Below are 22,645 nucleotides of genomic sequence, written 5' to 3' on the forward strand. Positions count from 1 at the left end.
AAATAAGTTTAAATATATATCTAAATAAATCCTTTCACAAACAATTAGTATGAAAGAATGAAGTTTGAAATAAATATTTTTATGTTATATTATTATTAAATTATATTAAAAGGATTAGCTGAATAGGAGTAATCGATGACGCAACAAGAAATAGTAACAATTAATGCAGAGTTACGTGATATAACAAAAACAAAAGCGATGCATTCTCTAAGGAAGAAAGGAAACATCCCTGGAATCATATATGGAAAGGGCCATGATAATGTAAATTTGACATTGTCTGCAAAGGAATTCACGAAGCAATATAAATCAGGCTCTCTTTCTGCACATTTGATAGAGCTGAATATTTCGGGCAAAAAGGAATATGCTCTTGTTCGCGATATCCAATTGCATGTAGTAAAGGATACTGTGCAACATGTTGATTTTCAATTTGTTGATAAAGGCAGCGAAATTAAAATAGACATACCTCTATCATTTATGAATGAAAGTAAAGCTCCAGGGATCAAGTTAGGTGGAGTGCTTAATGTTTTGTGTCGTTCTATTGCTGTTAAATGCTCTCCTGATAAAATACCTCAGGTTATTGAAGTTGATTTATCCGGTAAAATGATTGGCCAGTCTATACATATTAATGATGTAAAATTACCAGAAGGTGTTAAGTTTGTAGCCCATGAAGAAGAAAATTTTACCATTGTGACAATTTCTGCTGCCGATAGTGACGTTGAAGAACCTCAAGCAGAAACAGAGGAATAGTGCACCTGATAGTTGGGCTTGGTAACCCTGGTGGTCAATATGAGTTAACTCATCATAATATCGGCTTCATTGTAGTTGATACAATTTGCAAATATTGGAATTTCCAGTCGTTCTCTAAAAAAGCCGATTATCTGATAACCTCTGGCATAATTAATGATAATAAAATCATGTTAATAAAGCCTTATTCATTTATGAATAATTCAGGCACCTCTGTTGCAAAAATACGAAACTTTTACAAATTATCGCTAGATAATATCATTGTCATACACGATGACGCTGATTTGGAACTTGGAAGAATAAAAATAAAGAAAGGAGGTAGCTCTGCTGGACATAACGGACTTAAATCCATAGATAGTTTTATTGGCAACGATTATTGGCGCTTGAGATTTGGAGTGGGTAGACCTGAAGATGAAAAAAGCTTAGCAGATTATGTGTTATCAAAATTTTCAAATTTTGATAATGTTACTCCCTTAGTGGAAAAAATAGCAAAAAATATATACTTAATGCTGCAAGGAGATAATACAGCTTTTATCAATTCGATTATATAATACTACGAAACACAAAACTAAATTTCACACAATTAAAATAACAGATTTCTTGCATCACCTCCCAAGCCACAACTGTCATTCAGTAGAAACGAAAAAACTTGCTTGACAAACTCCGCCAGCCCCCTTGTTATGACAATAAGGGTATTTATGACTCAAAACTTGTTTTTGACCTGCGCAGGTTCAACAACAAAAATTCAGTAAAAAACTCAGAGTATTTATTGGCGGATTACATAAAATTATAGCGGCTGCATGTCTTTTTTATTTTTTCTACATTCAGCCAAATCGCGCTTAAACTAAGCGTCAGCACATTATTACAGCGCCACTTACAGTAATATAGAGTCAAAACTCGCACTACGGGGCTTCTTTTGCCTTCTTTTTCGTTTGGTAAATTTCTTAATGTTTATAGCAACATGAACTGGGCAGGAAGGTGTCATTCCAGTGCTCCTTTTTTTGTCATCCGAGTAGCCCCTATGATGTCATTCCAGTGCTTGACACTGGAATCTAGTTTTCCATATAATCTCATTGAAAATGTTGTAACCACTTTCTATGCTAGTTTGCTTGCTTACAAGCAAACTTTTCTGGATCCCAGTATCGGCTACTTGGATGACAGCTAGCCTGACAACCGTCATCCCGCTACTTGTTAGCGGGATCTAGAGATACCGTGACGGTATGACGAGGGAGAACAGCCAATGGCGTCAACTTAAGAGCCTCCATTAGCAAACTCTCCTAAAGACATGATGGCGTTTAGGCTTATCTACTTTATCGCGGCTATACAATCTTCCCGGTCGGATCTTAACTTTAGCACATATACTTAAAAAGGGCTTGAAAGTTCTTTGGCGCAACAAGCACTTGATTGTCTCATCACACCAAATAAAACTGAAAAATTTCTCAGCAATTTGATCTGGGAAGGCCCTTGTGATATGAAGCGATAATATATTGCACATGACCAAGTTTGCCCAAAATTCTTGTAATACAGCCTCTCCAGAAAAATTCTCTGCTCCTACTTTGAGTCGTTTCCTCTATGTGCCACCTTAATACATAAGCTTTACTGATATCTTCCAAAGTCTCGATCAAAAAGTGAGGTATCAGCACTTCTGTTTCTCCATTGGCTAATGTAAGCCCTTACTTTCTGTCCTTTCATTTTATTTCTTAGCTTTTCATTTTCCAATATAAAATCAAAATCTAATTCGCCAGCGTTCCCATAGCTTGCTATAATTTCTTTTTTGCAAGCGAAAAATAAAGTCTACTTTCAAATCATAATGCTGCTGAATGAATTTTACTGAAGACGATCATAGATAAATAATTTGATTTAATGAACGCATTTGAGTGATAACTTCGGGTAATTGCTCTTCCGCCAATCCAAGCTGCAAGACGAGCACTGCAAATCAATGAAGTACACAAATCAACAAACAAATTGCCAATGGTACCTGTTGTTCCATTTTGGTTCAAACTCGGATACAATTTCCTCAGAGCTGGGTAATCTCATACCAGAACCATCTGCTGTAATAAGTCTATAGCCCCTCCAGCTCAGGCTCATCTTGATAGGCTGTTTGGATGCTTAAATTCTTGAAAGCCTGTATTTATACCTTGCTTTAGAAAAAGCTTGCTTTGAGGGTACATGTCAATGGCTCCATAAGTTCACATTCTATTCCCAAACTTTTTTTAACTAACTATAGAAATACTGTCGTAAAAGCTTGTTCGTGTGAAACTCAACACAATGGATTATCTGAAAAGTTTTCGAGTATATTATATTTTTAATTTGTAGAATAAGATTTTTTCCTTTTTGCATGTTTCACCTAAAAAGGACACATTTTAAACTTTTTTGTTGAAATAAAATAGAAACAAAAGTGCTGTTTATTGCACTCTTTGGATAATTTAATGATAAAAAATTTAGAGAGAAATTTTATACACTATTGCTGATATTTTTCCTTAAGTTGACGCCATTGTCCGTTCAGAGGTGTAGCTTAAGAGACAATAGATAGAAGGTTTTGAAAGGGATTAAGATTCTTTTGTTTCCAAGTCAGGTATAACGAGATTATCGGGAGTGTTAAATAAACCATATGTGTCAAGTTAAGGGAAAGTAGCATAAGGAAAAAGAAAAGTGGTAAAAATTATTTTAGATATTAAGTAATAAAGCTAGTAATTTATAGACTCTTCTAAAAGAATTATCTTATTTTAGATCAAAATTTCCCAAAAAATAAATGTAACAAACAAGTTTAAATGGTTGGGCCTTAACTTGACACGTATGGTTTATTTAACACTCCCACTATGGCTATACCTAATTGGGCTTTAACTATATCTCAATTTGATATTTTCTTTCCTGGTAGATTGAAAATTGAGTTGAGTTAAAAATGCGGTTTGACACACTTTTTTGAACATTCCCTAACCTCAATTTACATTAAAATACTTTTATTAGTATCTTTTTCTTGTGACTCAGCAATACGTTTAGCCCAATCCAGTGGCCTTTTATTTCTGTTACCTAATGCAATTCTATTGCGATCATAACTATCAGTGTGTTCCGTTAAAGTATCTTTTCTTTCTTCTTCTATTACTCCAATTTTCAGTTGTGCTTCATCTTTCTCTAGTAATTTATATAGATTACTATTTTTATCTACAATTGAATTAGTGTCATTGTTTTCTTGTTCTGCCACTTTTCTTTCTAATAACTTACGTACAGGATCATATTGTTTACCTTCTTTTATTTTTTCCAACATACTGTCTAAGAATAAATCTTTAGTTTTAGTAGCCTGTTGTGAAGGTTCTTTCAAACCTTTATTCAATTTTTCCAATGTCTCTTCTTTTTTTGATTCAATGGTTTCTAATCTCTTCCCTAGTTGTTCAGGACTTACCTGAAAATTATAGTGGTTAGTATAAGTTGGAGATGAGTGGCCTGAATCGTTTATTTTTGTCTCCGCTGCATTTTCTTTTAGCAATCCAGTTGCTAATAAATGTTCTTTAGTTTGTTCTTCTTGATCTACCGGTTTTAGTGGGAACTTCTGAGTTTCTTTATCTAACTTACTGGTAAATTCCGTAAGTAGAGTGTCATCTCTTTGTTCAACATTCATTAGGCTCGCTTTTAACTGTCCAGGATTTACTTGAGGTTGTTTATGATTAGCGTGAGTTGGAGATGAATAGCCTGAATCACTTATACTATTTGGTGTTGAAGCAGAGACACTAACAGTTGGACCTTCTACTGTTTTTACATCTGCTAAATCGTTTTTTTGCAACCCATCTTCTTTATCTTGTGACAGTTTATCAATAGGATCAACTTGCCTTAATCTTCTATTATCTTTCTGTGATCTATCTCTGATTTCTTTAAGAAGATTTTCAGGTGGAGTTTGGTTACTTTGTTCAATGTTCTCTAAGCTCCTCTTTGACTGCTCAGGATCTACTTGAGATTGAGCATGAATTTGAGGTGAATAGCCCGAGTCACTTTTGCTATTGGGTTTTGGAACAGAAAGTGGCTGCTTACTTTCTTCCCACTCAGCATCACTAGCACCACGGTTATCACTGTTGTGTTCGTGCATATCTGAAAAAGGTGAATAAGGAATTTTATCCTTGAGTTTCTTCCATGGGTTATTTTCTTTGCTTCTTTCTATTGATGCTTCTCTACCATCAATACCAGTATGCTGTAAATTTTTTCTTGCATTTATGATGCCTTGTAACAAATTGTTGTTGCTGTTTCCTTCTTGTTGCGGGATTTCAGGTTGTTGCTGATCATTAGGTGTTTGCTCACTTCTATCTGGTTTTCGGCTTCCAGGTACAGCATGTCCAAATGTAGGATTGTCATAACGTTCATCTTTTTGCCTATTATCTTGATTGTGGCCTACAGACTTGGTAAAAGTAGAACCATCTGAAGGATCAGAAGTTGCACCTTTTTGCTGATTATTAGGTATTTGCTCACTTCTATCTGGTTTTCGGCTTCTAAGTTCGCTTCCCCCTTGCTCATCGAAAACATCTTTTTTGAGTGAACTAGTTCTAAGTGGTGGCAGCGGAGGGGTCTGAGACCCAATTTCTCGATTCATATGAGTAGCTTGGTGTTTTTGAACAGGTTTTTTGACCTCTTGCTCAATACCTCTACTGTTACTTTTTATTGCGATTTCAGATGATTTGTTAAGGACTTGATTGTCTTTTCCGTCATGTTGCATCTCATTCACTTTTCCTTTTTCCCTGAATTTTATTTCATGCAAGAATAAACCACCTATTTTTACATCTTTATTCATTTTTAACTCATCTTTTAAATCTTTTTCAGTAATATTACCTTCAATAAATTCTACACCGTCAGCTTTAATATTAATTTTGATCTTGTATTCTTCCCCTTTCTCACCATACCACTTCAAAGTCATCTCGTATGAACCATCAGTTACGACATAATGTCTTATTTTATTATGAACAAAACCGTGCATTCCACTCTTTCCATCGCTATGCAATGTTGAAAATCCTGAGATTTCGTTCTTCTCACAAAAATCACTGTTTAAAAATTCGCTTATTTTAAACTCTTTTTTGTCATCAGCTTTTAATTTAATTTCTGCACAATTGCCATATATTGATACTTCTTCAACACCATCCTCAATATATCTACTTAACTCTTTTTTAGCTTTTTCTTGAATCTCTTGTTTAGCTTCCTCCATATTCTTGAACTTTTCTTGAAAGACTTCATACACTTCATTTTTATCTTTTCTCCAACTGGCACCGTACTCTATTAAAAATCTTGCTATGTTAAAGCTGGCTACAGCAGTGTAAATTGATTCATCTTTTTCTTTTATCTTATTGAATAAAAACGAAAATTTTTGAATAAAGTCATCATAGCTGTGTTCTTGTTGTGTATCGTTAGTGTGCATATACCCCTCACTAATAACCCTCTGCCTTTAGTTCTAGCTAATACTAGCTAATATAATTATCACAAGCATTGGTTGAATTTTTATTAAGGAAGATTGTGTTGTTACTCAGAGCATGTCTTCAAACTGAGTAGAAAGAAGTTAAGAAGTATGGTATAAGGTACATTTTAAGATGTACCCAAGCGATATAAGTGACAAAGAATGGAAGACAATAGAGCCATATTTTGAACCTAAAAAGACCGGCAGACCAAGAAAACATAGTATTAGAACAATTATTAATGCAATCCGCTATATGATGAGAACAGGATGTCAATGGAGACAACTGCCTAAAGATTTTCCACCATGGAAAACCGTATATAGTTGTAATTCGCGCTTGAAAAAAAGTGGAATATGGCAAGAAATTCATGATTTTCTAGTTAAAAAAGTAAGAGAGATGATTGGTAAAAATAAGACTCCATCAGTAGGTATAATTGATAGCCAGTCAGTGAAAACTACTCAAAAAGGGGATCCAGAGGATATGATGCTGGCAAAAAAATAAAGGGCAGAAAACGCCATATTATTGTAGATACTGTGGGTCTTGTAATTGCTGCTGAAGTACAGAGTGCAAGTATTCAAGATCGTGATAGTGTTCTAAATCTTTTTGCCCAAGCTAAATGCAAAGTTCCAACTTTACGTAAGTTTTTTGCTGATCAAGGGTACATAGGTAAATTACAAAACAGATGCTTATTGGAAACGGGATGTTTATTAACGATTGCCAAGAAAATAGTTGATACAGGATTTCAAGTTATTCCCAAACGTTGGATTGTTGAAAGAACTTTTGCCTGGCTTTCCAATTTTAGGCGCATGAGTAAAGATTACGAGCATTCTCCTCTCACCTCAAAAAACTATATCTTCTTTAATATGATCACTATTATGCTTCACAAATTAGCTCATTCTTCAGTTTGAAGACATGCTCTCAGATGGCAACTTTTAGTTGGCGCCTAATTTTAAATATCTGTTGCTCATAGTAAACACTTCTGGATCTTTAGAAGTTAGCTTGAGTATAGCGAGTATGTTGATAAATAACAAAGCAGCAATCGAGATATCAGCGACATCCCATAGTAACCGGACTTTACCCATCGCACCAAGCGGAATGATCATGGTAAAAATTACAATCCAGATTTTAGTGTATTTATTATCCATAGACACATAGCGTATTGTCTGTTTTGAACAAAAAAACCAAGTAAAAATAGTAGTAAAGGCAAAACAAAACATTATGGCCATAATTAAATAGTCAATATAGGGCCAATTCATAGCCTTTCTAAAAGCAAATATGCACATGTTAGTACTCTCTAAATCAGTAACCCAAGAATCTGTGACAAGCAGTACCATTGTTGTAATAAACACTATGAATGCAACTATAAAAGGCGATATTATTGTGATTAGGCTTTGTTCAATAATAAATTTATTATTATTTTTCTTAGGAACAATTGAAGAGTGCACGATTCCTTCGAGGCCAAGCCCTATATCTGTTGCAAAAATACCTCGCAAAGTTCCGACTTGAATAATAGTCAACATTTCTAAAATCAAACCTAAAGATAAACCAGAGTTAAAGCTACTAGTTGTAAAAAAACTGCTTGTTATTAATTTTAGAGAAGGAAGGATATTTTCACTAAACTTAAATAATATGATACCGCAAAGTATGAGGTAACTTACCGTCATTATCGGTATCATAGCCGATATAAAAATTTTAATTTTTTTTAAGCTGAGAACTGCAACAACAAAAAATATTATGGCCATTACAATGCCACCAATGACTACAGGCACATCTATCATGTTAAGCGGTATTGATAGAGAATTTACCTGAACAAGGTTACCAACTGTTATTGAAACCATCATCATAACAACCAGAAACACAATTGTAGCTTTTCTAGAATTAAATGCATCAGCCATGTAGGCTACAGGGCCACCTATAAACCGTCCGTTCTTTTCCTTTCTGGTTTTTATACTTAGATAACAAGTGACATATTTTATCACAGAAGTGATAACAATAATTATTGCCATCCATAAAATAGAGCCCGGTCCCCCGGTTTTTAGAGCAACAGCAGTTCCTGAAATATTTCCTACTCCTAAATTTCCCCCTAAGATTGTAAACAGGGCGGCTATAGAAGAAAATTTATTTTCCCCTCTTTTAACTCCAATGAGTGAAAGGGCATACGGCAATCTAAATATCTGTAGCCATTTTAGTTTAACCGATAGGTAAACACCAGCAACTAGCATGAGTAATATTGTTGGCAGTAATAAAACAAACTTTACTATATCCATTTACATACTAAAAGTGAGTGTTTTGGCTTAAGTATATATACAAAAGTTGAAAATACCTAATTTATTGTTCATGAGAAGTCACACTACAAAAGCTATAGTAAGCTAATAACCTGGTTTGGTAGAAGTCATAGTCCTAATTCTCTCGCTTGAGTCTTACTTCCATAACTTCCCCTAAAGAACCGTGACCTTACCCAGAAAAAGTGGAGAGAAAGTTTGGAATGTTTTTTACAAAGAGAATGATGAATCAAAATGCTCAGGAATGCAATAGTTAATAGTGGAGTGTCTACGTTGTTTGTTATAAAAAATTTCTATATATTCAAATATAGCAGTTTTGATATGCTGTTTAGAGTGCCGAGAGGTGTCTATTGGTAACTCCCTTTTTAGAGAACTGAAGAAGCTTTCCACAACAGAATTGTCGTAACAACAACCTTTAGACTCATCTATGTTTTTTATGGATAAGAGATATTGATAACCTTGCGAAGTATATTGTGAACCTTGATCACTATGTAATAGTAGATTTTTGGCAGGTTTACACGGCCATTAATCATAACCTATTGTTTATTTATTGAACTGCTCATTAACTACCATGCGTGAATATAGATCGATTATTGTTGCCAAATATAGCCATCCTTCTTTGGTTTTTATATAAGTAATCCCATACTTTATTTGGTTGATCGACAATAAAGTTTTGGTCTAATATATTGGGAGCTACTGTCCGTTTGTTGTTTCTTAATTTTAAATTTTCTTCTCAATATAGCCTGAATACCATTTTTCTGCATAATACTTTGCACTGTTTTCAAGTTGCAACTTTTACCTAGGCTCTGTGGACAAAATTTTAGAGAAGCCATACAAGAGCTCCAACAAAATTGAGAAAACCCATAAAAACCTCAGCAGTTTTATCAAATCTGGAAAAAATGCGCCTAAAATTTTTAATTTTACCAAAAAAACACTCAATCAAATGACGTTCTTTGTAGATATGCTCATCGTAATACCTTTGCACTTTTCGATTCCGTTTTGGCGGAATAACTACTGTACATCCCTTGTCTTCAAGACTTGTAACAAAGGCATTGCTATCGTAGCCCTTGTCAGCTACTACAGTAGAGTTATAGATACTTTCGGTCAACACTTGTGCCTGCGTAATTTCATTTCTTTGACCAGGAGTCAGAGTAAATTTAAGTGGATTTCCAAGTGCATCGACAAGCGCATGTATTTTAGTTGTAAAGCCACCTTTGCTCCTCCCTAAAGCTTCTTGATCCTTGGAGTTTTTTGTATATCCAGATGAACATGGATGGGCTCGGATGATCGTACCGTCGATTATAGCAACTTCTAAATCAGGCTCTTGTTTAGTATATTCAAGCAATTTTTTCCAGACATCTCTTTCACACCATCTTTTAAATCGCTTATGTATACTCCTGTAATTACCATAAGTTTTTGGTAAAAGTCTCCATTGGCAACCACTTCGCACTATGTACCACACTGCCTCTATGAATATTCTTAAACGTTTTTCATCTTTGCTGTGCATTCCTTTTACGCTTTTTATGAACTCTAAAATTTGTTTCCAATTTTCCTCTTTGATGTAATATTGCATATGGTAGTTTCTCCATTTTTTACCTATTAGGCTAAACTACCATCTTTTTCTCTCTTTTCATATTTTTTGTCCACAGAGCCTAGATCTCTTGCTACTTTTGCAACTGGTTGACCTACCTTTCTTTGTTCATTTGCCAGCTTAACAGCTTCCAATTTGAATTCTGCCGTATATTCTCTTGCCATCTCCAAAATTTTATTTTACCCGAAAAAACTCCTTTCTTTCTCTCCACTTTTTCTGGGTAAGGTCAGGATGCTTAAATTCTTGAAAGCCTGTATTTATACCTTGCTTTAGAAAAAGCTTGCTTTGAGGGTACATGTCAATGGCTCCATAAGTTCACATTCTATTCCCAAACTTTTTTTAACTAACTATAGAAAATACTGTCGTAAAAGCTTGTTCGTGTGAAACTCAACACAATGGATTATCTGAAAAGTTTTCGAGTATATTATATTTTTAATTTGTAGAATAAGATTTTTTCCTTTTTGCATGTTTCACCTAAAAAGGACACATTTTAAACTTTTTTGTTGAAATAAAATAGAAACAAAAGTGCTGTTCATTGCACTCTTTGGATAATTTAATGGTAAAAGTTTTAGAGAGAAATTTTATACACAATCACTGATACTTTTCCTTAAGTTGACGCCATTGTCTGAACGGTTACGGTTTCTCGTCTCCACCATGCTGTATAGAAAAAAGTCTGGATTCCAATTTGCATGATAATGTGGAGTATCTGCTTCTGTCATCCCAGTTTGGGATCTCTTATTCCATTTTGTCAACAGTTTGTTTTGCAGTATCAAACAATTTTAATCCTATAATCCCGAATGTAACTAAAATAAAGCATATTACTTCGAATAAATTAACTGGTTCATTAAATAGATAAATTCCAAGTATTGAAGCTCCTATAGCGCCCACTCCAGTCCAAATTGCATAGCATACTCCGATAGGTATAGAACGTATAGCGAGCGAAAGTAAATACGTACTAAGAGCCATGGAGAATATGCTAATTATTGATGGTACGAGATGAGTAAATCCACAACTATGCTTAAGTGTTATGACCCAGAACACTTCAATTAGTGACGATAAGAGTAAATATATCCAATTCATGCATAAATTTTTAGGTTTAAATAGAGAGCTTCAGCCCTATAGTTCCTATTACAATTAAAATGATACATAAAACTTGAGATAAATTAATATTCTCTGTGAAAGCGGTTGCACCAATTATAGTTATTCCAATTGTGCATATTCCAGAGGAAACTGCATAGCATACTCTAATAGGTAGAAAGCATGCTGCAAGAGATAAAAAATAAATGCTAATGATCATAATTACCAATGTTGCAATCGAAGGCACAACCTTAGTAAAACTGTTACTAAACTTTAGCGTTACAGCCCACAGTATCTCTAGAATACTAGACAGCAACAAATATAACCAGCACATTTTCGTAACATTTCAATCTTGTATTGTAACAGAAATTGTTAGTTAAAACTACACTAAAGTGCAATAGATCTCTCTTTCGAAATTGCTTTGAAAGCCAATATATTAAACTTAAAATAACATTCTAAAAAACTTTTCTACGAAATTCAATTCCTGTACGTCATTTGCTGCATAAAGAGGTGTAGTTTGTTGCTCAATACCTGGTATTTCTACAAAAACTTTGCCCACTTCTTGACCTTTTTTAATGGGTGCAGGTATCATATCTTTATATTCAATACGCACCTTAATTTGGTCATGCAATTTGCGGTTGTAAGTTATGGTAACATCGTTTGCAACTGTAATAGGCACTTTTTTATCTTTTCCATAGAGAACATTTACTTTCTCAACTACACTGTCTTTAACGAATATTTTCTTGGTGTTAAAATGATTTAAGGAGTATTGTATCAGTCTTTTTGCTTCTTCTATTCGCTCTTTCTCAGTGTTTAAACCATTTACGACAGCAAAAATTCTCCTATCATTTCGTTTTGCAGATGCTACAATGCCGTAACCACCAGCATTTGTATAACCGGTCTTTAAGCCGTCAACCCCAATGTCGTGAAAAAGTAGAAGATTTTTATTCTTTTGTGCAATTTCATTATATGTCAGATATTGTTCAGAAAATAAATCATAATATTCAGGAAAATCAGTGACAATCCTTTTTGCCAGCATTACCAAGTCTTTTGCGCTCATAAAATGATCTCCATCTGGCCACCCGCTTGAGTTGACAAAATGACTGTCATTCAGGTTCAAATTTTGTGCAACTTCATTCATTTCAGCCACAAAATTCTCTTCTGATCCTGCAATGCCCTCGGCTAGTGTTATGCAGGCATCATTGCCTGAGACTATTGTAATTCCTTCAAGTAATTCCCTCACCGTAACGGATTGACCTTCTTTCAAAAACATAGAAGAGCCTTTTCTTTCCCACGCTTTTCTGCTTACTAGAAATCTATCCTCCATGTTTATTATTCCAGCTTTTAGATAATCGAAGGCTATATATAAAGTCATTAACTTGCTCATTGAAGATGGGGCCATTTTTTCATCGGAATTATGGTCAAAAATGAACGAGTCTGAAGCTAAATCTAAGACTACTGCTTGCTTTGCTTTGGTTCTAAACTGGTATGAGTATGAAGAAAAAGGAAGTATGGAAACTAATAGCAAAATTACCAATCTGCTTAACATATCTATAATTTTAAATTTATAGTGTACTAATTAATAGTATAATTTTACAGGGGCATTTCAATAGATCTCTTACATAAAAATTCCTTGACACATTTCTCCAGCCCCCTTATCATGAAACTGAAGCTATTTATTTATCTTCTCTGTACAGATTAAATGACAAAAAAACTCACGTATCTGGCGTCTCATGTTTAATTTTTTGCACTATGTGCACCTTATGTCTTTATAAAATTCTAGGTTTTTACCTAATATAAGCTAAAATGCGCTTATAAAGCATTTGAAACATAAAAAAACGCCAACTTAAAAAATGGATAGTGAATAACTAGCTACCCTAGGGTTTCTTTTGCCTTTTTTTCTGTTTAGTAAATTTCTTAAACATTTATAACTAAAGGTTAGTTGCATTAAAAAGCAGCTAAATCGCGGTTATTAAGCGTTTAGAATAAAAAAACGCCATACTTGAAAGTATAATGTAAGTAATTAGCCAACCACGGGGCTTCTTTTGCCTTTTTTTTCGTTTGGTAAATTTCTTAAATATTTATGGCTAAAAGAGCCCAAGAGAGGTGTCATGCCAGTGCTCCTTTTTTTGTCATCCGAGTAGTCAAGCTACTCGGATGAGAGGCAATGCAACCTTATTAAAAACTTAATTTTAACCCAGTCAAGAACACATAACCAGAGTTGTTATTTTCTATTTCAGGCTCTTTTGTACTAAACTTTACAATATCGAAATAGTATGAAGTGCCCATAAAAAATGGATATTCAAGGCTTAAAGCATATGATGTTAACTCGTTTGTACCTTTGCTTGCAATGTTTCTACCACTATTGAAATATGTTAAACTCAATTTGCGAGAATCAGAATGGTAAGCGATACCTGCATTCATATAATACGTATTATTTATTTCAGGATTACGCTTCTCGCCTGATTTACCACCATTACCATATGAAAAAATGCAATCAAGATCGAACAATTTTAGCTTCAAACCAAAATTCCAGTGCAGTAATTGATTACGACATCCATAACCTTCAGGAGTTCCATCTAAGCAACCAGTTAAATTTCCTCTTGCAAATTCACCAGTTAAGGCAGTAGTAAAATTTATATCATCTGATAGGCCATTTTTATAGGAAAGGCCAGCAGCAATTAAATTGCTGTACTGTAAGTTATTTTTTCCTGGGACATAACTGAACCCGAGTTGAAAGTTATAGATTTCAGGGAAGATGTAGTTAATTGATGATTGTTTTAACCCTAGTTCGAGTTCATTATAATTACTGTAAATGTTGGGTTTTACCCAAAATACCTTGTCTTTATCATATCCAGGGTCATTATCTCTGTTTTCGTTACCACGCAAATTTGCATAGTTTGTCCAATGACCATTTACTCCTCCAGCAGCTGCATAAATTTTTGCAGTATTAATTAACATGCTCTGACTAATTAAACTTCTTTTACCATATTCAATTGATCCAAGCTCCTGATTTTTAATGATGAAATACCATTCCTCCATGTCTAACTTTTCTATGTCTAACGCTTTTAGGTTTGCAATACCAGAAACTCCTGCCTTAACATTAAACCCCATTTGAGTATTTGGATAAACTTGCTGTAAATAAAGAAAGCGCAAGTATGAATAACTTGAAGTTTTATCCTTAGCCTTAGCATTGAAAGAATCTCTGTTGAAGGCGTAGCCGAATCTCAAATCTATTTTTCCGTCTAGTTCTACATAGAATATTTCCTTATCCAAAATTGTTCTAGAGCTAGCACTACTCTGCAAAAATAATAATGAAAGCAGTGCTACCAGGTAGTACCTTAACTTCATAAATAAACTTAAATTTTTATAAAAATTTAAGTTTAAACTCAATATAAATAAAAAACAACTTTTCAGAAGGCACCGCTGGTAGATTTTGCTGCCTGTTTTTGAGCTATATTCCCATAAATTATTGATACACTTGGTAATTTTCGCTTTAATAACTGCTTATTAATGGCAGAATGTATACGATTAATTATTTTAGACGTACTTTTTACATCGCAGTTAATCAAAACAAAAAGCACTTTATTCTCATCAATATACCCTAGAAAATCATCACTACGGCAATTTTTATAAAAATGTTCTATGATAACTTTCAGTGCATCATTTGTCTCACTACAGCTACCATTTAAGCCAATCACTCCTATAGCTGCATTAATTTGATGTTGAAAGGCAAAATTTAATATAACGTATAACTCTAGAATAGTAGACTCATTGTTTGGTATATCGAATAAGTCATGGTTTTTATATTTTTTACCTATTAGATATTCATCTCTAAAGATTCCTAATTTATGAGACAAGCTGATATCACATATCAATAGCTCATAATTTATTTTATTACTGAAAAATTGTGCAGTGCGGAAAACTTTTACTTTTGTCTTTATATCTTCTCCTTTAGCATCAGTTAAGGAAAAACCTATCACTTTAGGTAATATATCAAGTAAATCGTGTCCATTTTCGGTATACTCTAAATAATTCTTCATGTCGTCAGCTGCTCTTGCACTTAAAATATTGATTAACGGCTTATTAAGTAAATCCCCTTCCTCGTATTTTAACAAATTCCTTGCGGCTTGATTGAGCCCTAAAATTAATACGTTTTTTTTCTTATTATCCTGACAAACAGATACCACAGCATCATCTTTCCTTCTTGCAGTTATGAAATCATCCATACTTTCATTCTATACAGCATATTTATAAGTATAATAAGATTATATTAAAATTTACTTACTTATTAATATGCTTGATTAGATATAGATAAAATGTCATACGGAATGGCTTTGTTAGCTGTTTTAGGTGGTAATAAATGGATAGTCAAGCAAAATTACATTTGTAACTTTGCTTGACTTATCCGTTTTTTTTGAGCTTGACCATAAAATGATTCTTAAGAGCATGTCTTCAAACTGAGTAGAAAGAAGTTAAGAAGTATGGTATAAGGTACATTTTAAGATGTACCCAAGCGATATAAGTGACAAAGAATGGAAGACAATAGAGCCATATTTTGAACCTAAAAAGACCGGCAGACCAAGAAAACATAGTATTAGAACAATTATTAATGCAATCCGCTATATGATGAGAACAGGATGTCAATGGAGACAACTGCCTAAAGATTTTTCACCATGGAAAACCGTATATAGTTGTAATTCGCGCTTGAAAAAAAGTGGAATATGGCAAGAAATTCATGATTTTCTAGTTAAAAAAGTAAGAGAGATGATTGGTAAAAATAAGACTCCATCAGTAGGTATAATTGATAGCCAGTCAGTGAAAACTACTCAAAAAGGGGATCCAGAGGATATGATGCTGGCAAAAAAATAAAGGGCAGAAAACGCCATATTATTGTAGATACTGTGGGTCTTGTAATTGCTGCTGAAGTACAGAGTGCAAGTATTCAAGATCGTGATAGTGCTCTAAATCTTTTTGCCCAAGCTAAATGCAAAGTTCCAACTTTACGTAAGTTTTTTGCTGATCAAGGGTACATAGGTAAATTACAAAACAGATGCTTATTGGAAACGGGATGTTTATTAACGATTGCCAAGAAAATAGTTGATACAGGATTTCAAGTTATTCCCAAACGTTGGATTGTTGAAAGAACTTTTGCCTGGCTTTCCAATTTTAGGCGCATGAGTAAAGATTACGAGCATTCTCCTCTCACCTCAAAAAACTATATCTTCTTTAATATGATCACTATTATGCTTCACAAATTAGCTCATTCTTCAGTTTGAAGACATGCTCTTAGAAAACAAATGCAATTTTTTGTAGGTTTCACGCGTGATAAAAATTAACAGTTTTATTTTTAGCCAAATTAATTGAATCAAGCTACAAAACCTGCTAAAGTTAACTTTGTGAAAGCACCCTTAGCTCAGTTGGATTAGAGCATTTGACTACGGATCAAAAGGTCGGGCGTTCAAGTCGCTCAGGGTGCACCACATTTTATAGGAAACAGAAGTCACACTTGAAATTGATATATGCAATACCTATCTTTAAAGGTTAAACACTAAACTATTATATATGAGCAAAAAAGACTACTATGATCTGCTGGAAGTAGGAAGAAATGCCAGTATTGATGAGATAAAAAAAGCGTATAAAAAATTAGCATTAAAATATCATCCTGATAGAAATCCTGGCAATCAAGAAGCAGAGGAAAAATTTAAAGAAGTAACAGCTGCATATGAAGTTCTGTCTGACTCTGAGAAAAGGGCAGGCTATGACCGTTATGGCCACGAAGGTGCTTCTGGTGGATTTCAAGGCTTTAGCTCTGCAGGAGATTTTAGCGACATATTCAATGACTTCTTTGGTGGAGGATTCGGTGGTGGTGCAAGTAGATCGAGAGCAAAAAGAAGTACAACAGGAGTATCTGGAGCAGACCTACGTTATGATCTTGAAATTACCTTAGAAGATGCATTTAAAGGAATACAAGCGCCTATACATTATGTGACAAATGTAAAATGTGATACATGCCAAGGCACAGGTGGCGAAGGAGCAATTAAACCAGTTCAGTGCCACACATGCCAGGGAAGCGGTAGGATTAGAACTCAACAAGGCTTTTTTACCATCGAAAGAACATGTACTACATGCTATGGGGAAGGAGAAATAATACAAAACAAATGTAAGAAATGTGGTGGAAGTGGACGTAGAAGAGATGAAGTAAATATATCCGTTTCAATTCCAAAAGGCATAGAAGAAGGAGCTAAGGTAAGGATAAGTGGTAAAGGAGAAGCTGGAACAAAAGGTGGAAAAAGTGGAGATTTATACGTATACGTGAAAATAATTTTCCATAAAATCTTTGCTAGAAATAAAGCAGATTTACACTGTAAAGTGCCTATAAGAATGACACTAGCAGTGCTTGGTGGTGAAATCGATATTCAATCAATTGATGGAGCTAAAATAAAAGTAAAGGTCCCTGAAGGCACTCAAACTGGTACCAAACTACGTTGTAGGGAAAAGGGTATGCCATATATGAACTCACATGCTCGTGGTGATTTATACGTACAGGTAATAGTTGAGACTTTAAATCCAAAAAATTTAACTAAAAAGCAAATTGGACTATTAAAAGCACTTGAAGAAGAGGAAAATGCAAGTATACAACAGCAATCTGAAGGGTTTTTTAGTAAAGTAAAAAAAAAGTGAGAAATTTGCTAAATGACATGAAGGGGTAACTATTTATACTTAATCCTGCAATTCTTTGACCTTATTAATGGAAAACTTAACAATAGTGTTATTATTAGCCAACAGAGACTTCTCAGTTCCTTAAAATTATGTAAAAGCAATAAATTTCTTTATTTAAGACCGAAGTTTTGCTATCCTCAGATTTTAATAATTTAAATTTAATGAATATAAACAAAAATGAGTTTTTATTTCTTCCGCTTGGGGGAGTAGGAAGAATCGGGATGAATGTTAGCCTATATCATTATCAAGGTAAGTGGATTATGATCGACCTTGGTGTTGGTTTTGCAGATGAAACTATGCCAGGTGTTGAGCTGCTCATTGCTGATATAGATTTTATTGCTCAAAGAAAGAAAGATTTGCTTGGAATAATAATTACACATGCACATGAGGACCACTGCGGTGCAGTGCCCCACTTGTGGGAAGAGTTGCAGTGCTCCATATATACAACAAAGTTTACGGTTAATTTTCTTAAGGAGAAACTAAAGGAGTTTCGATTAGAAGGTACAGTACCTGTGAAAGAAGTAGACATAAATGGCAGCATAAATTTGGGTCCTTTTACCGTTGAGTTTATAAATGTAACTCATTCAATTCCTGAGGCAAATTCAATATTAATTAGCACTGAAATGGGTAGTGCACTCCATACTGGAGACTGGAAATTTGATCCAAAACCTGTTGTTGGATTAACTTCCAATATGGAGCGTCTAAAAGAAATTGGCGATAAAGGTGAACTGCTTGCAGCAATTTGCGATTCAACCAATATATTAAGCAAGCATCACCCTGAGTCAGAAGGTGAAATTTATAATAATATTTATAACATAATAAAGCGGTCTAAAAAATTAGTTGCTGTTTCGCTATTTGCTTCAAATGTGGCACGAATTGAAACGATAAGCCAAGCTGCAAAAGCACTAAATAGAAAAGTAGTTTTACTTGGTAGATCTTTATGGAGAATAGTGAAAGTTGCGCAAGATAGTGGTTATTTAACTGATTCTCCTCAGTTTCTTGAAGCAAAGGAAGCAGTAAATTTTCCAAGGGAAAAACTGGTGCTACTTTGCACAGGTTGTCAAGGTGAGCCACTGGCAGCAACTTCAAGGCTTGCTAATAAGAGTCATCAAGCATTTAAAATGCAGCAAGGTGATACCATGATCTTTTCGTCAAAAATCATTCCTGGAAATGAAACTCGTGCGCACAACATGCTCAATGCCTTTATTGAGATGGGGGTAGAAGTTGTTATTGAAAAAACAGAGCATGTTCATGCTTCTGGGCATCCAACAAGAGAAGAGCTAAAGGAAATGTATTCCTTGATAAAACCGAAGATGTCTATTCCAGTTCACGGTGAATATATTCACACGCATGCACATGTAAAATTTGCTAAAGAGTGCGGTGTGGCAAAAGCAATAATGATTGCACCAGGTGATATTATTAATTTGGAGAACGGAGAAAAAGTTGATTCAATTGATGTTGACTACTTTGGCATTGATGGCATGCTGTTACGTCATCCGGAGAGCAGTGTTATAAAAATGCGTAAAAGAATGAGAGATGCCGGAGTTATTGTGGTAACAGCAGTTGTAAACAAAAAAAATAAATTGCTTACTAAACCGAAAGTATTTGTACCTGGTGTTTTTGAAGTGCTAGAAGATGCAGCTATTATACAGAAAATTGTCAAGAAAGTTGAGTCGTTGTTTAGTTTACAGCCAACAAAAAAAATTAAAAATAAGATTGAAAGTTCAATATTGAGTATCTTAAAGGAATATTTACTAAAAAGACCTATAATTGAAGTCCAGATAGAACAGGTATGAAATGAAAGAATGAAGTTATTCGTTCAACTAATATTGCTTGTTTCGTTATTTATTCCTTATTTTACAAAAGCTGCTTTATATGTTGATATAAAAAAAAGCAGTGTTGGTAACATTGGTCTTGTTGTATCTAAATGTACATGTAAAACAGCGCTGGAAAGCGAATTAAGCGAAAATATTGCAAAGGTAATAGGAACAAATTTATCTAATTGTGGCTTATTTAATGTAAAACGTGGTGCGGAAGCTGAATTTAAATCTTGGAAAAGCGATACTGTAGTCACAGTAAGTTTAAGCGAAGTATCTGGTAGTGCATTAGAGCTATCATTTCGTTTATTTGACACTTTTACAAAAAGAGAATTACTTACTCAGTCAGTTATTTTTCCAGCAAAAGACTGGAGAAAAATTGGTCACCTCGTTTCGGATGTGATACATGATAGATTGATTGGTGAGAAAGGGCACTTCAACACAAAAATCACGTATATTGCTGAAGAAAAAGATAACAATTATAAATCCGTACGTAAAATTGCTGTGATGAATCAAGATGGAAGTAATATAAAATACTTAACAAATGGCGATAGATTTGTGTCAACACCGAGATTCTCACCAAATGGAAAGGGTATTGTTTATATCTCATACGCAAATGGTAAAAGTTATATAATATTAAAAAATTTAAAAGACCACACTGAATCAATAATCAACGCATTTGAAGGAGTTATTTCTGCACCAAGATTTTCTCCTGATGGTAAATCTCTTTTAATTTCCCACTCATTGGGTGGTGAAACGAATATATTATCTTTAGATTTAAGTAGTAAACGGACAAAAAAAATTACTAAAGGTTCAGCTATAAGCACTTCTCCCTCCTTCTCTCCAGATCAAAAATATATGGTTTTTAGTTCTGATATAAGTGGGAGTCAGCAACTGTATGTTATCGATTTTACTAACAAAAGTAAAAAACCTAAAAGAATTAGTTTTGGAAGTGGAAGATATGCTACGCCTGTTTGGTCGCCAAAAGGAGATCTGATAGCTTTCACAAAGATTCAGTCAGGAAAATTTTACATAGGAGTTATGAAGCCAGATGGCAAAGAAGAACGTCTACTTTCAGAAGGGCATAAAATTGAATCTCCGGCATGGCTACCAAATGGTAGAGAAATCATTTTCACAAGAACAGAATCACCAAGCAACTCTAAACTATATTTAGTAGACTTAGTAAAGAGAAATCAAAAAATGGTTTCCACTCCCACAAATGCTTCTTTACCGGATTGGTCTTATTCTTGAACTACTGAGCTGCATGCTCCACAGCATTGATTTATTGCCACATTAACAAGATATCCCGCTACACCACCTACCATAGTACCAGCGATTCCTGACAACACAACAGTTGCAATTACTCCAATAGCAGCAATTTCAGGTATAATCCCATTGATAGGTATGCGGTTTACAACTACTTCAGTGACGAAAAAAGACAGATTTGTTGGGCACACTTGTTAAGGAAAGGCTATCTACCCACTTTAAATGGTTGGGCCTTAACTTGACGCGTATGGTTTATTTAACACTCCCAGTTAAAATAATTACTTAGCAAACAATAGGTTTCATGTAATGGTAACCCTATAACGGAAGAGTAGGAGCCGCGTAAGAACAATACGAACATCCCAGCTAGGCCTTGTATATTGCATCCCCCTGCCCTATTTTTCCACTCTTCTGATGCTAAATAATACTTAATTTCTTGTTCACTGAGACGTTTAAATTTCACTATCGTAACCACAGTTCTAATATGTTGTTTAGATTGATCGGGAGTTAATAGACACACACTAGTATATATTCTATGCCTTCTTCCTGATAACAAGCGGATGCATTTTTCTGCTTGCTCAACGTTTTCAGCTTTAAGCAATATCCTTCTACCACACGCAACAACTGTATCAACACCAAGCACAAAGTAATTTGGATTTGAACTTTGTATTTTCTCAGCTTTACTCTTTGCCATACGGATTGAGTAATCCTTCGGAAGTTCCTTTTTCAAAGGGGCTTCATCTATGTCTGCTGGCAAAATTAAACCTGGCTCAATATTTATTTGTTTTAGTAAAGCTATACGCCTTTTCGATGATGAAGCAAGAATAAGATTATTTAGAGATCGTTCTGTCACTTGTACCTTTAAGCCTTCTAATGATCCGACCTTTTTTCGCATTCCTATCGTAAATGCTCATCTCAACTAACACCCTATCCCCTATAATGATGCGTATTTTACTTCTTCTCACTTTCCCTGATACATGACAGATAATCTCATGTTCATTGTCCAGTTTCACTCTAAATTCTGCTGCAGGTAGTAAAGCAGTTACTGCCCCTTCCACTTCAAAAATTGTTTTCGATTTCTCGTCTTTTATCATATGTTATATTATAATTTAATAATCTTTTTCAGTCTACTATAGATTTTAAATTATTATCAACACAAAAGACCTTTTGCGCCCCACTTAAGTTGCAACTTAATCCCAACCATCTTCACAATAATGCTTTCGAACCTGCATTTTCACTTTCTCCAACCTAACCGAGCTTTATGGCAACCAATTCCTAAGCTACCTCTACGTTTCTACTCTTTGCCACCTTCTCAATAGAACTTATAGGACTTATGTTGGAAGATAAATCATTATCACAATTTTCCTTATCGCTACCATATCCGTCATCAATGCTTGAAGATCTGAGTGATTTTCTCTCCTCTTCTAGTGGAACATAAGACTCATTATCAGATTCACTATCAAAGCTTAAAGATCTGGTTAGAGTATAAAATTGATTTTTGAAGCCTTTTTGTTTATCAGCAAACGTTTCTTCACTTAACTCTTCTACTTGACCACGGAAAAACTCTTTTTCTTTTTCACTGTTTTGTAATTTTTTCATCAGACCTTCAATATCCAAAACTTTACCTGCAATGATGTCGCTCAATGCATCACAGTTCTCTTACAATTCCTTAATCTCATCTTCATGCTCTCTATCCATGGATTCCAATTGTGCTTTATACTC

At 34.4% G+C, this 22,645-nt stretch carries 21 protein-coding genes, 1 tRNA gene and 3 pseudogenes; 10 read left to right on the forward strand and 15 right to left on the reverse strand.

Going from position 1 to position 22,645, the window contains the following annotated elements; genetic code table 11:
• Positions 1 to 135 precede the first annotated feature (135 nt).
• Both OPR26_RS05685 and pth read left to right on the forward strand, forming a co-directional pair.
• Positions 136 to 747, forward strand: a complete 612-nt coding sequence (locus OPR26_RS05685) for a 50S ribosomal protein L25/general stress protein Ctc (protein ID WP_253302292.1) — start codon at positions 136 to 138, stop codon at positions 745 to 747.
• Positions 747 to 1,295 carry an aminoacyl-tRNA hydrolase gene (pth, locus tag OPR26_RS05690; protein WP_253302293.1) on the forward strand — a complete coding sequence of 183 codons (549 nt, stop codon included), beginning with the start codon at positions 747 to 749 and terminating at the stop codon, positions 1,293 to 1,295. The genes OPR26_RS05685 and pth overlap by 1 nt, the downstream gene beginning before the upstream one ends.
• 713 nt (positions 1,296 to 2,008) lie before the next feature.
• Here the strand turns inward: pth and OPR26_RS05695 are convergent.
• A pseudogene (locus OPR26_RS05695) lies at positions 2,009 to 3,084 on the reverse strand (transposase).
• 604 nt (positions 3,085 to 3,688) lie between these two features.
• A complete protein-coding gene (locus tag OPR26_RS05700; RefSeq protein ID WP_265015729.1) occupies positions 3,689 to 6,136 on the reverse strand; it encodes a hypothetical protein in 2,448 nt (815 codons plus the stop codon).
• Between the two features lie 169 nt (positions 6,137 to 6,305).
• On the opposite strand from OPR26_RS05700, the gene OPR26_RS05705 reads away from it, so the two are divergent.
• Both OPR26_RS05705 and OPR26_RS05710 read left to right on the forward strand, forming a co-directional pair.
• Positions 6,306 to 6,671, forward strand: coding sequence for a transposase (locus OPR26_RS05705; RefSeq protein ID WP_264731180.1), 366 nt, complete (start codon positions 6,306 to 6,308; stop codon positions 6,669 to 6,671).
• A 20-nt stretch (positions 6,672 to 6,691) separates the two neighbouring features.
• A complete protein-coding gene (locus OPR26_RS05710; protein WP_265016273.1) occupies positions 6,692 to 7,078 on the forward strand; it encodes a transposase in 387 nt (128 codons plus the stop codon).
• Positions 7,079 to 7,102: 24 nt separating this feature from the next.
• Here OPR26_RS05710 and OPR26_RS05715 read toward each other — a convergent pair whose 3' ends face one another.
• From OPR26_RS05715 to OPR26_RS05760, 10 genes and pseudogenes are all read right to left on the reverse strand, one after another.
• Positions 7,103 to 8,437, reverse strand: a complete 1,335-nt coding sequence (locus OPR26_RS05715) for an alanine:cation symporter family protein (RefSeq protein WP_265015730.1) — start codon at positions 8,435 to 8,437, stop codon at positions 7,103 to 7,105.
• A 225-nt stretch (positions 8,438 to 8,662) separates the two neighbouring features.
• Positions 8,663 to 9,261: pseudogene (locus tag OPR26_RS07570) on the reverse strand (IS3 family transposase); the annotation flags it as partial.
• Between the two features lie 11 nt (positions 9,262 to 9,272).
• Positions 9,273 to 10,025 (reverse strand): IS5 family transposase, encoded by a 753-nt coding sequence (locus tag OPR26_RS05725; RefSeq protein WP_264702259.1) that lies wholly within the window; start codon positions 10,023 to 10,025, stop codon positions 9,273 to 9,275.
• A 26-nt stretch (positions 10,026 to 10,051) separates the two neighbouring features.
• Positions 10,052 to 10,213 carry a hypothetical protein gene (locus OPR26_RS05730; protein ID WP_265015732.1) on the reverse strand — a complete coding sequence of 54 codons (162 nt, stop codon included), beginning with the start codon at positions 10,211 to 10,213 and terminating at the stop codon, positions 10,052 to 10,054.
• A gap of 86 nt (positions 10,214 to 10,299) precedes the next feature.
• Positions 10,300 to 10,510: pseudogene (locus OPR26_RS05735) on the reverse strand (IS4-like element ISWosp8 family transposase); the annotation flags it as partial.
• A 268-nt stretch (positions 10,511 to 10,778) separates the two neighbouring features.
• A complete protein-coding gene (locus OPR26_RS05740; RefSeq protein WP_265015733.1) occupies positions 10,779 to 11,123 on the reverse strand; it encodes a DMT family transporter in 345 nt (114 codons plus the stop codon).
• A 16-nt stretch (positions 11,124 to 11,139) separates the two neighbouring features.
• A complete protein-coding gene (locus tag OPR26_RS05745; RefSeq protein ID WP_064124961.1) occupies positions 11,140 to 11,454 on the reverse strand; it encodes a DMT family transporter in 315 nt (104 codons plus the stop codon).
• Between the two features lie 108 nt (positions 11,455 to 11,562).
• Positions 11,563 to 12,669 carry a D-alanyl-D-alanine carboxypeptidase family protein gene (locus OPR26_RS05750; protein WP_265015734.1) on the reverse strand — a complete coding sequence of 369 codons (1,107 nt, stop codon included), beginning with the start codon at positions 12,667 to 12,669 and terminating at the stop codon, positions 11,563 to 11,565.
• 629 nt (positions 12,670 to 13,298) lie between these two features.
• Positions 13,299 to 14,471, reverse strand: a complete 1,173-nt coding sequence (locus OPR26_RS05755; protein WP_265015735.1) for a porin — start codon at positions 14,469 to 14,471, stop codon at positions 13,299 to 13,301.
• A gap of 62 nt (positions 14,472 to 14,533) precedes the next feature.
• Positions 14,534 to 15,349 carry a hypothetical protein gene (locus OPR26_RS05760; protein WP_265015736.1) on the reverse strand — a complete coding sequence of 272 codons (816 nt, stop codon included), beginning with the start codon at positions 15,347 to 15,349 and terminating at the stop codon, positions 14,534 to 14,536.
• 277 nt (positions 15,350 to 15,626) lie between these two features.
• On the opposite strand from OPR26_RS05760, the gene OPR26_RS05765 reads away from it, so the two are divergent.
• From OPR26_RS05765 to OPR26_RS05790, 6 genes are all read left to right on the forward strand, one after another.
• Positions 15,627 to 15,992 (forward strand): transposase, encoded by a 366-nt coding sequence (locus tag OPR26_RS05765; RefSeq protein ID WP_265015672.1) that lies wholly within the window; start codon positions 15,627 to 15,629, stop codon positions 15,990 to 15,992.
• A gap of 20 nt (positions 15,993 to 16,012) precedes the next feature.
• Positions 16,013 to 16,399 carry a transposase gene (locus OPR26_RS05770; RefSeq protein ID WP_265016251.1) on the forward strand — a complete coding sequence of 129 codons (387 nt, stop codon included), beginning with the start codon at positions 16,013 to 16,015 and terminating at the stop codon, positions 16,397 to 16,399.
• Positions 16,400 to 16,525: 126 nt separating this feature from the next.
• Positions 16,526 to 16,603 (forward strand) — tRNA-Arg (locus tag OPR26_RS05775).
• Between the two features lie 82 nt (positions 16,604 to 16,685).
• Positions 16,686 to 17,804: a molecular chaperone DnaJ gene (gene dnaJ, locus OPR26_RS05780; RefSeq protein WP_265015737.1), complete on the forward strand. Its 1,119-nt coding sequence runs from the start codon at positions 16,686 to 16,688 to the stop codon at positions 17,802 to 17,804.
• Positions 17,805 to 18,004: 200 nt separating this feature from the next.
• Positions 18,005 to 19,639: a ribonuclease J gene (locus OPR26_RS05785; protein ID WP_265015738.1), complete on the forward strand. Its 1,635-nt coding sequence runs from the start codon at positions 18,005 to 18,007 to the stop codon at positions 19,637 to 19,639.
• Between the two features lie 9 nt (positions 19,640 to 19,648).
• Positions 19,649 to 20,911 carry a Tol-Pal system protein TolB gene (locus OPR26_RS05790; protein WP_253302238.1) on the forward strand — a complete coding sequence of 421 codons (1,263 nt, stop codon included), beginning with the start codon at positions 19,649 to 19,651 and terminating at the stop codon, positions 20,909 to 20,911.
• Between the two features lie 271 nt (positions 20,912 to 21,182).
• Here OPR26_RS05790 and OPR26_RS05795 read toward each other — a convergent pair whose 3' ends face one another.
• The 3 genes from OPR26_RS05795 to OPR26_RS05805 form a co-directional block, all read right to left on the reverse strand.
• Positions 21,183 to 21,776, reverse strand: a complete 594-nt coding sequence (locus OPR26_RS05795; protein WP_253302236.1) for a Maf family nucleotide pyrophosphatase — start codon at positions 21,774 to 21,776, stop codon at positions 21,183 to 21,185.
• Positions 21,754 to 22,017: a translation initiation factor IF-1 gene (infA, locus tag OPR26_RS05800; protein WP_164224845.1), complete on the reverse strand. Its 264-nt coding sequence runs from the start codon at positions 22,015 to 22,017 to the stop codon at positions 21,754 to 21,756. The genes OPR26_RS05795 and infA overlap by 23 nt, the downstream gene beginning before the upstream one ends.
• A 181-nt stretch (positions 22,018 to 22,198) precedes the next feature.
• Positions 22,199 to 22,567 (reverse strand): hypothetical protein, encoded by a 369-nt coding sequence (locus OPR26_RS05805; RefSeq protein WP_265015739.1) that lies wholly within the window; start codon positions 22,565 to 22,567, stop codon positions 22,199 to 22,201.
• Positions 22,568 to 22,645 lie beyond the last annotated feature (78 nt).

Source organism: Wolbachia endosymbiont (group A) of Anoplius nigerrimus, assembly GCF_947251795.1.
In the GTDB taxonomy this organism is placed as follows: domain Bacteria; phylum Pseudomonadota; class Alphaproteobacteria; order Rickettsiales; family Anaplasmataceae; genus Wolbachia.

Coding starts and splice junctions, on each gene's coding strand:
- OPR26_RS05785 (WP_265015738.1), top strand. CDS start 18,005: ATGAATATAAACAAAAATGAGTTTTTATTTCTTCCGCTTGGGGGAGTA.
- OPR26_RS05750 (WP_265015734.1), bottom strand. CDS start 12,669: ATGTTAAGCAGATTGGTAATTTTGCTATTAGTTTCCATACTTCCTTTT.
- OPR26_RS05745 (WP_064124961.1), bottom strand. CDS start 11,454: ATGTGCTGGTTATATTTGTTGCTGTCTAGTATTCTAGAGATACTGTGG.
- infA (WP_164224845.1), bottom strand. CDS start 22,017: ATGATAAAAGACGAGAAATCGAAAACAATTTTTGAAGTGGAAGGGGCA.
- OPR26_RS05705 (WP_264731180.1), top strand. CDS start 6,306: ATGTACCCAAGCGATATAAGTGACAAAGAATGGAAGACAATAGAGCCA.
- OPR26_RS05765 (WP_265015672.1), top strand. CDS start 15,627: ATGTACCCAAGCGATATAAGTGACAAAGAATGGAAGACAATAGAGCCA.
- OPR26_RS05685 (WP_253302292.1), top strand. CDS start 136: ATGACGCAACAAGAAATAGTAACAATTAATGCAGAGTTACGTGATATA.
- OPR26_RS05700 (WP_265015729.1), bottom strand. CDS start 6,136: ATGCACACTAACGATACACAACAAGAACACAGCTATGATGACTTTATT.
- dnaJ (WP_265015737.1), top strand. CDS start 16,686: ATGAGCAAAAAAGACTACTATGATCTGCTGGAAGTAGGAAGAAATGCC.
- OPR26_RS05755 (WP_265015735.1), bottom strand. CDS start 14,471: ATGAAGTTAAGGTACTACCTGGTAGCACTGCTTTCATTATTATTTTTG.
- OPR26_RS05760 (WP_265015736.1), bottom strand. CDS start 15,349: ATGGATGATTTCATAACTGCAAGAAGGAAAGATGATGCTGTGGTATCT.
- OPR26_RS05725 (WP_264702259.1), bottom strand. CDS start 10,025: ATGCAATATTACATCAAAGAGGAAAATTGGAAACAAATTTTAGAGTTC.
- OPR26_RS05740 (WP_265015733.1), bottom strand. CDS start 11,123: ATGAATTGGATATATTTACTCTTATCGTCACTAATTGAAGTGTTCTGG.
- OPR26_RS05790 (WP_253302238.1), top strand. CDS start 19,649: ATGAAGTTATTCGTTCAACTAATATTGCTTGTTTCGTTATTTATTCCT.
- OPR26_RS05715 (WP_265015730.1), bottom strand. CDS start 8,437: ATGGATATAGTAAAGTTTGTTTTATTACTGCCAACAATATTACTCATG.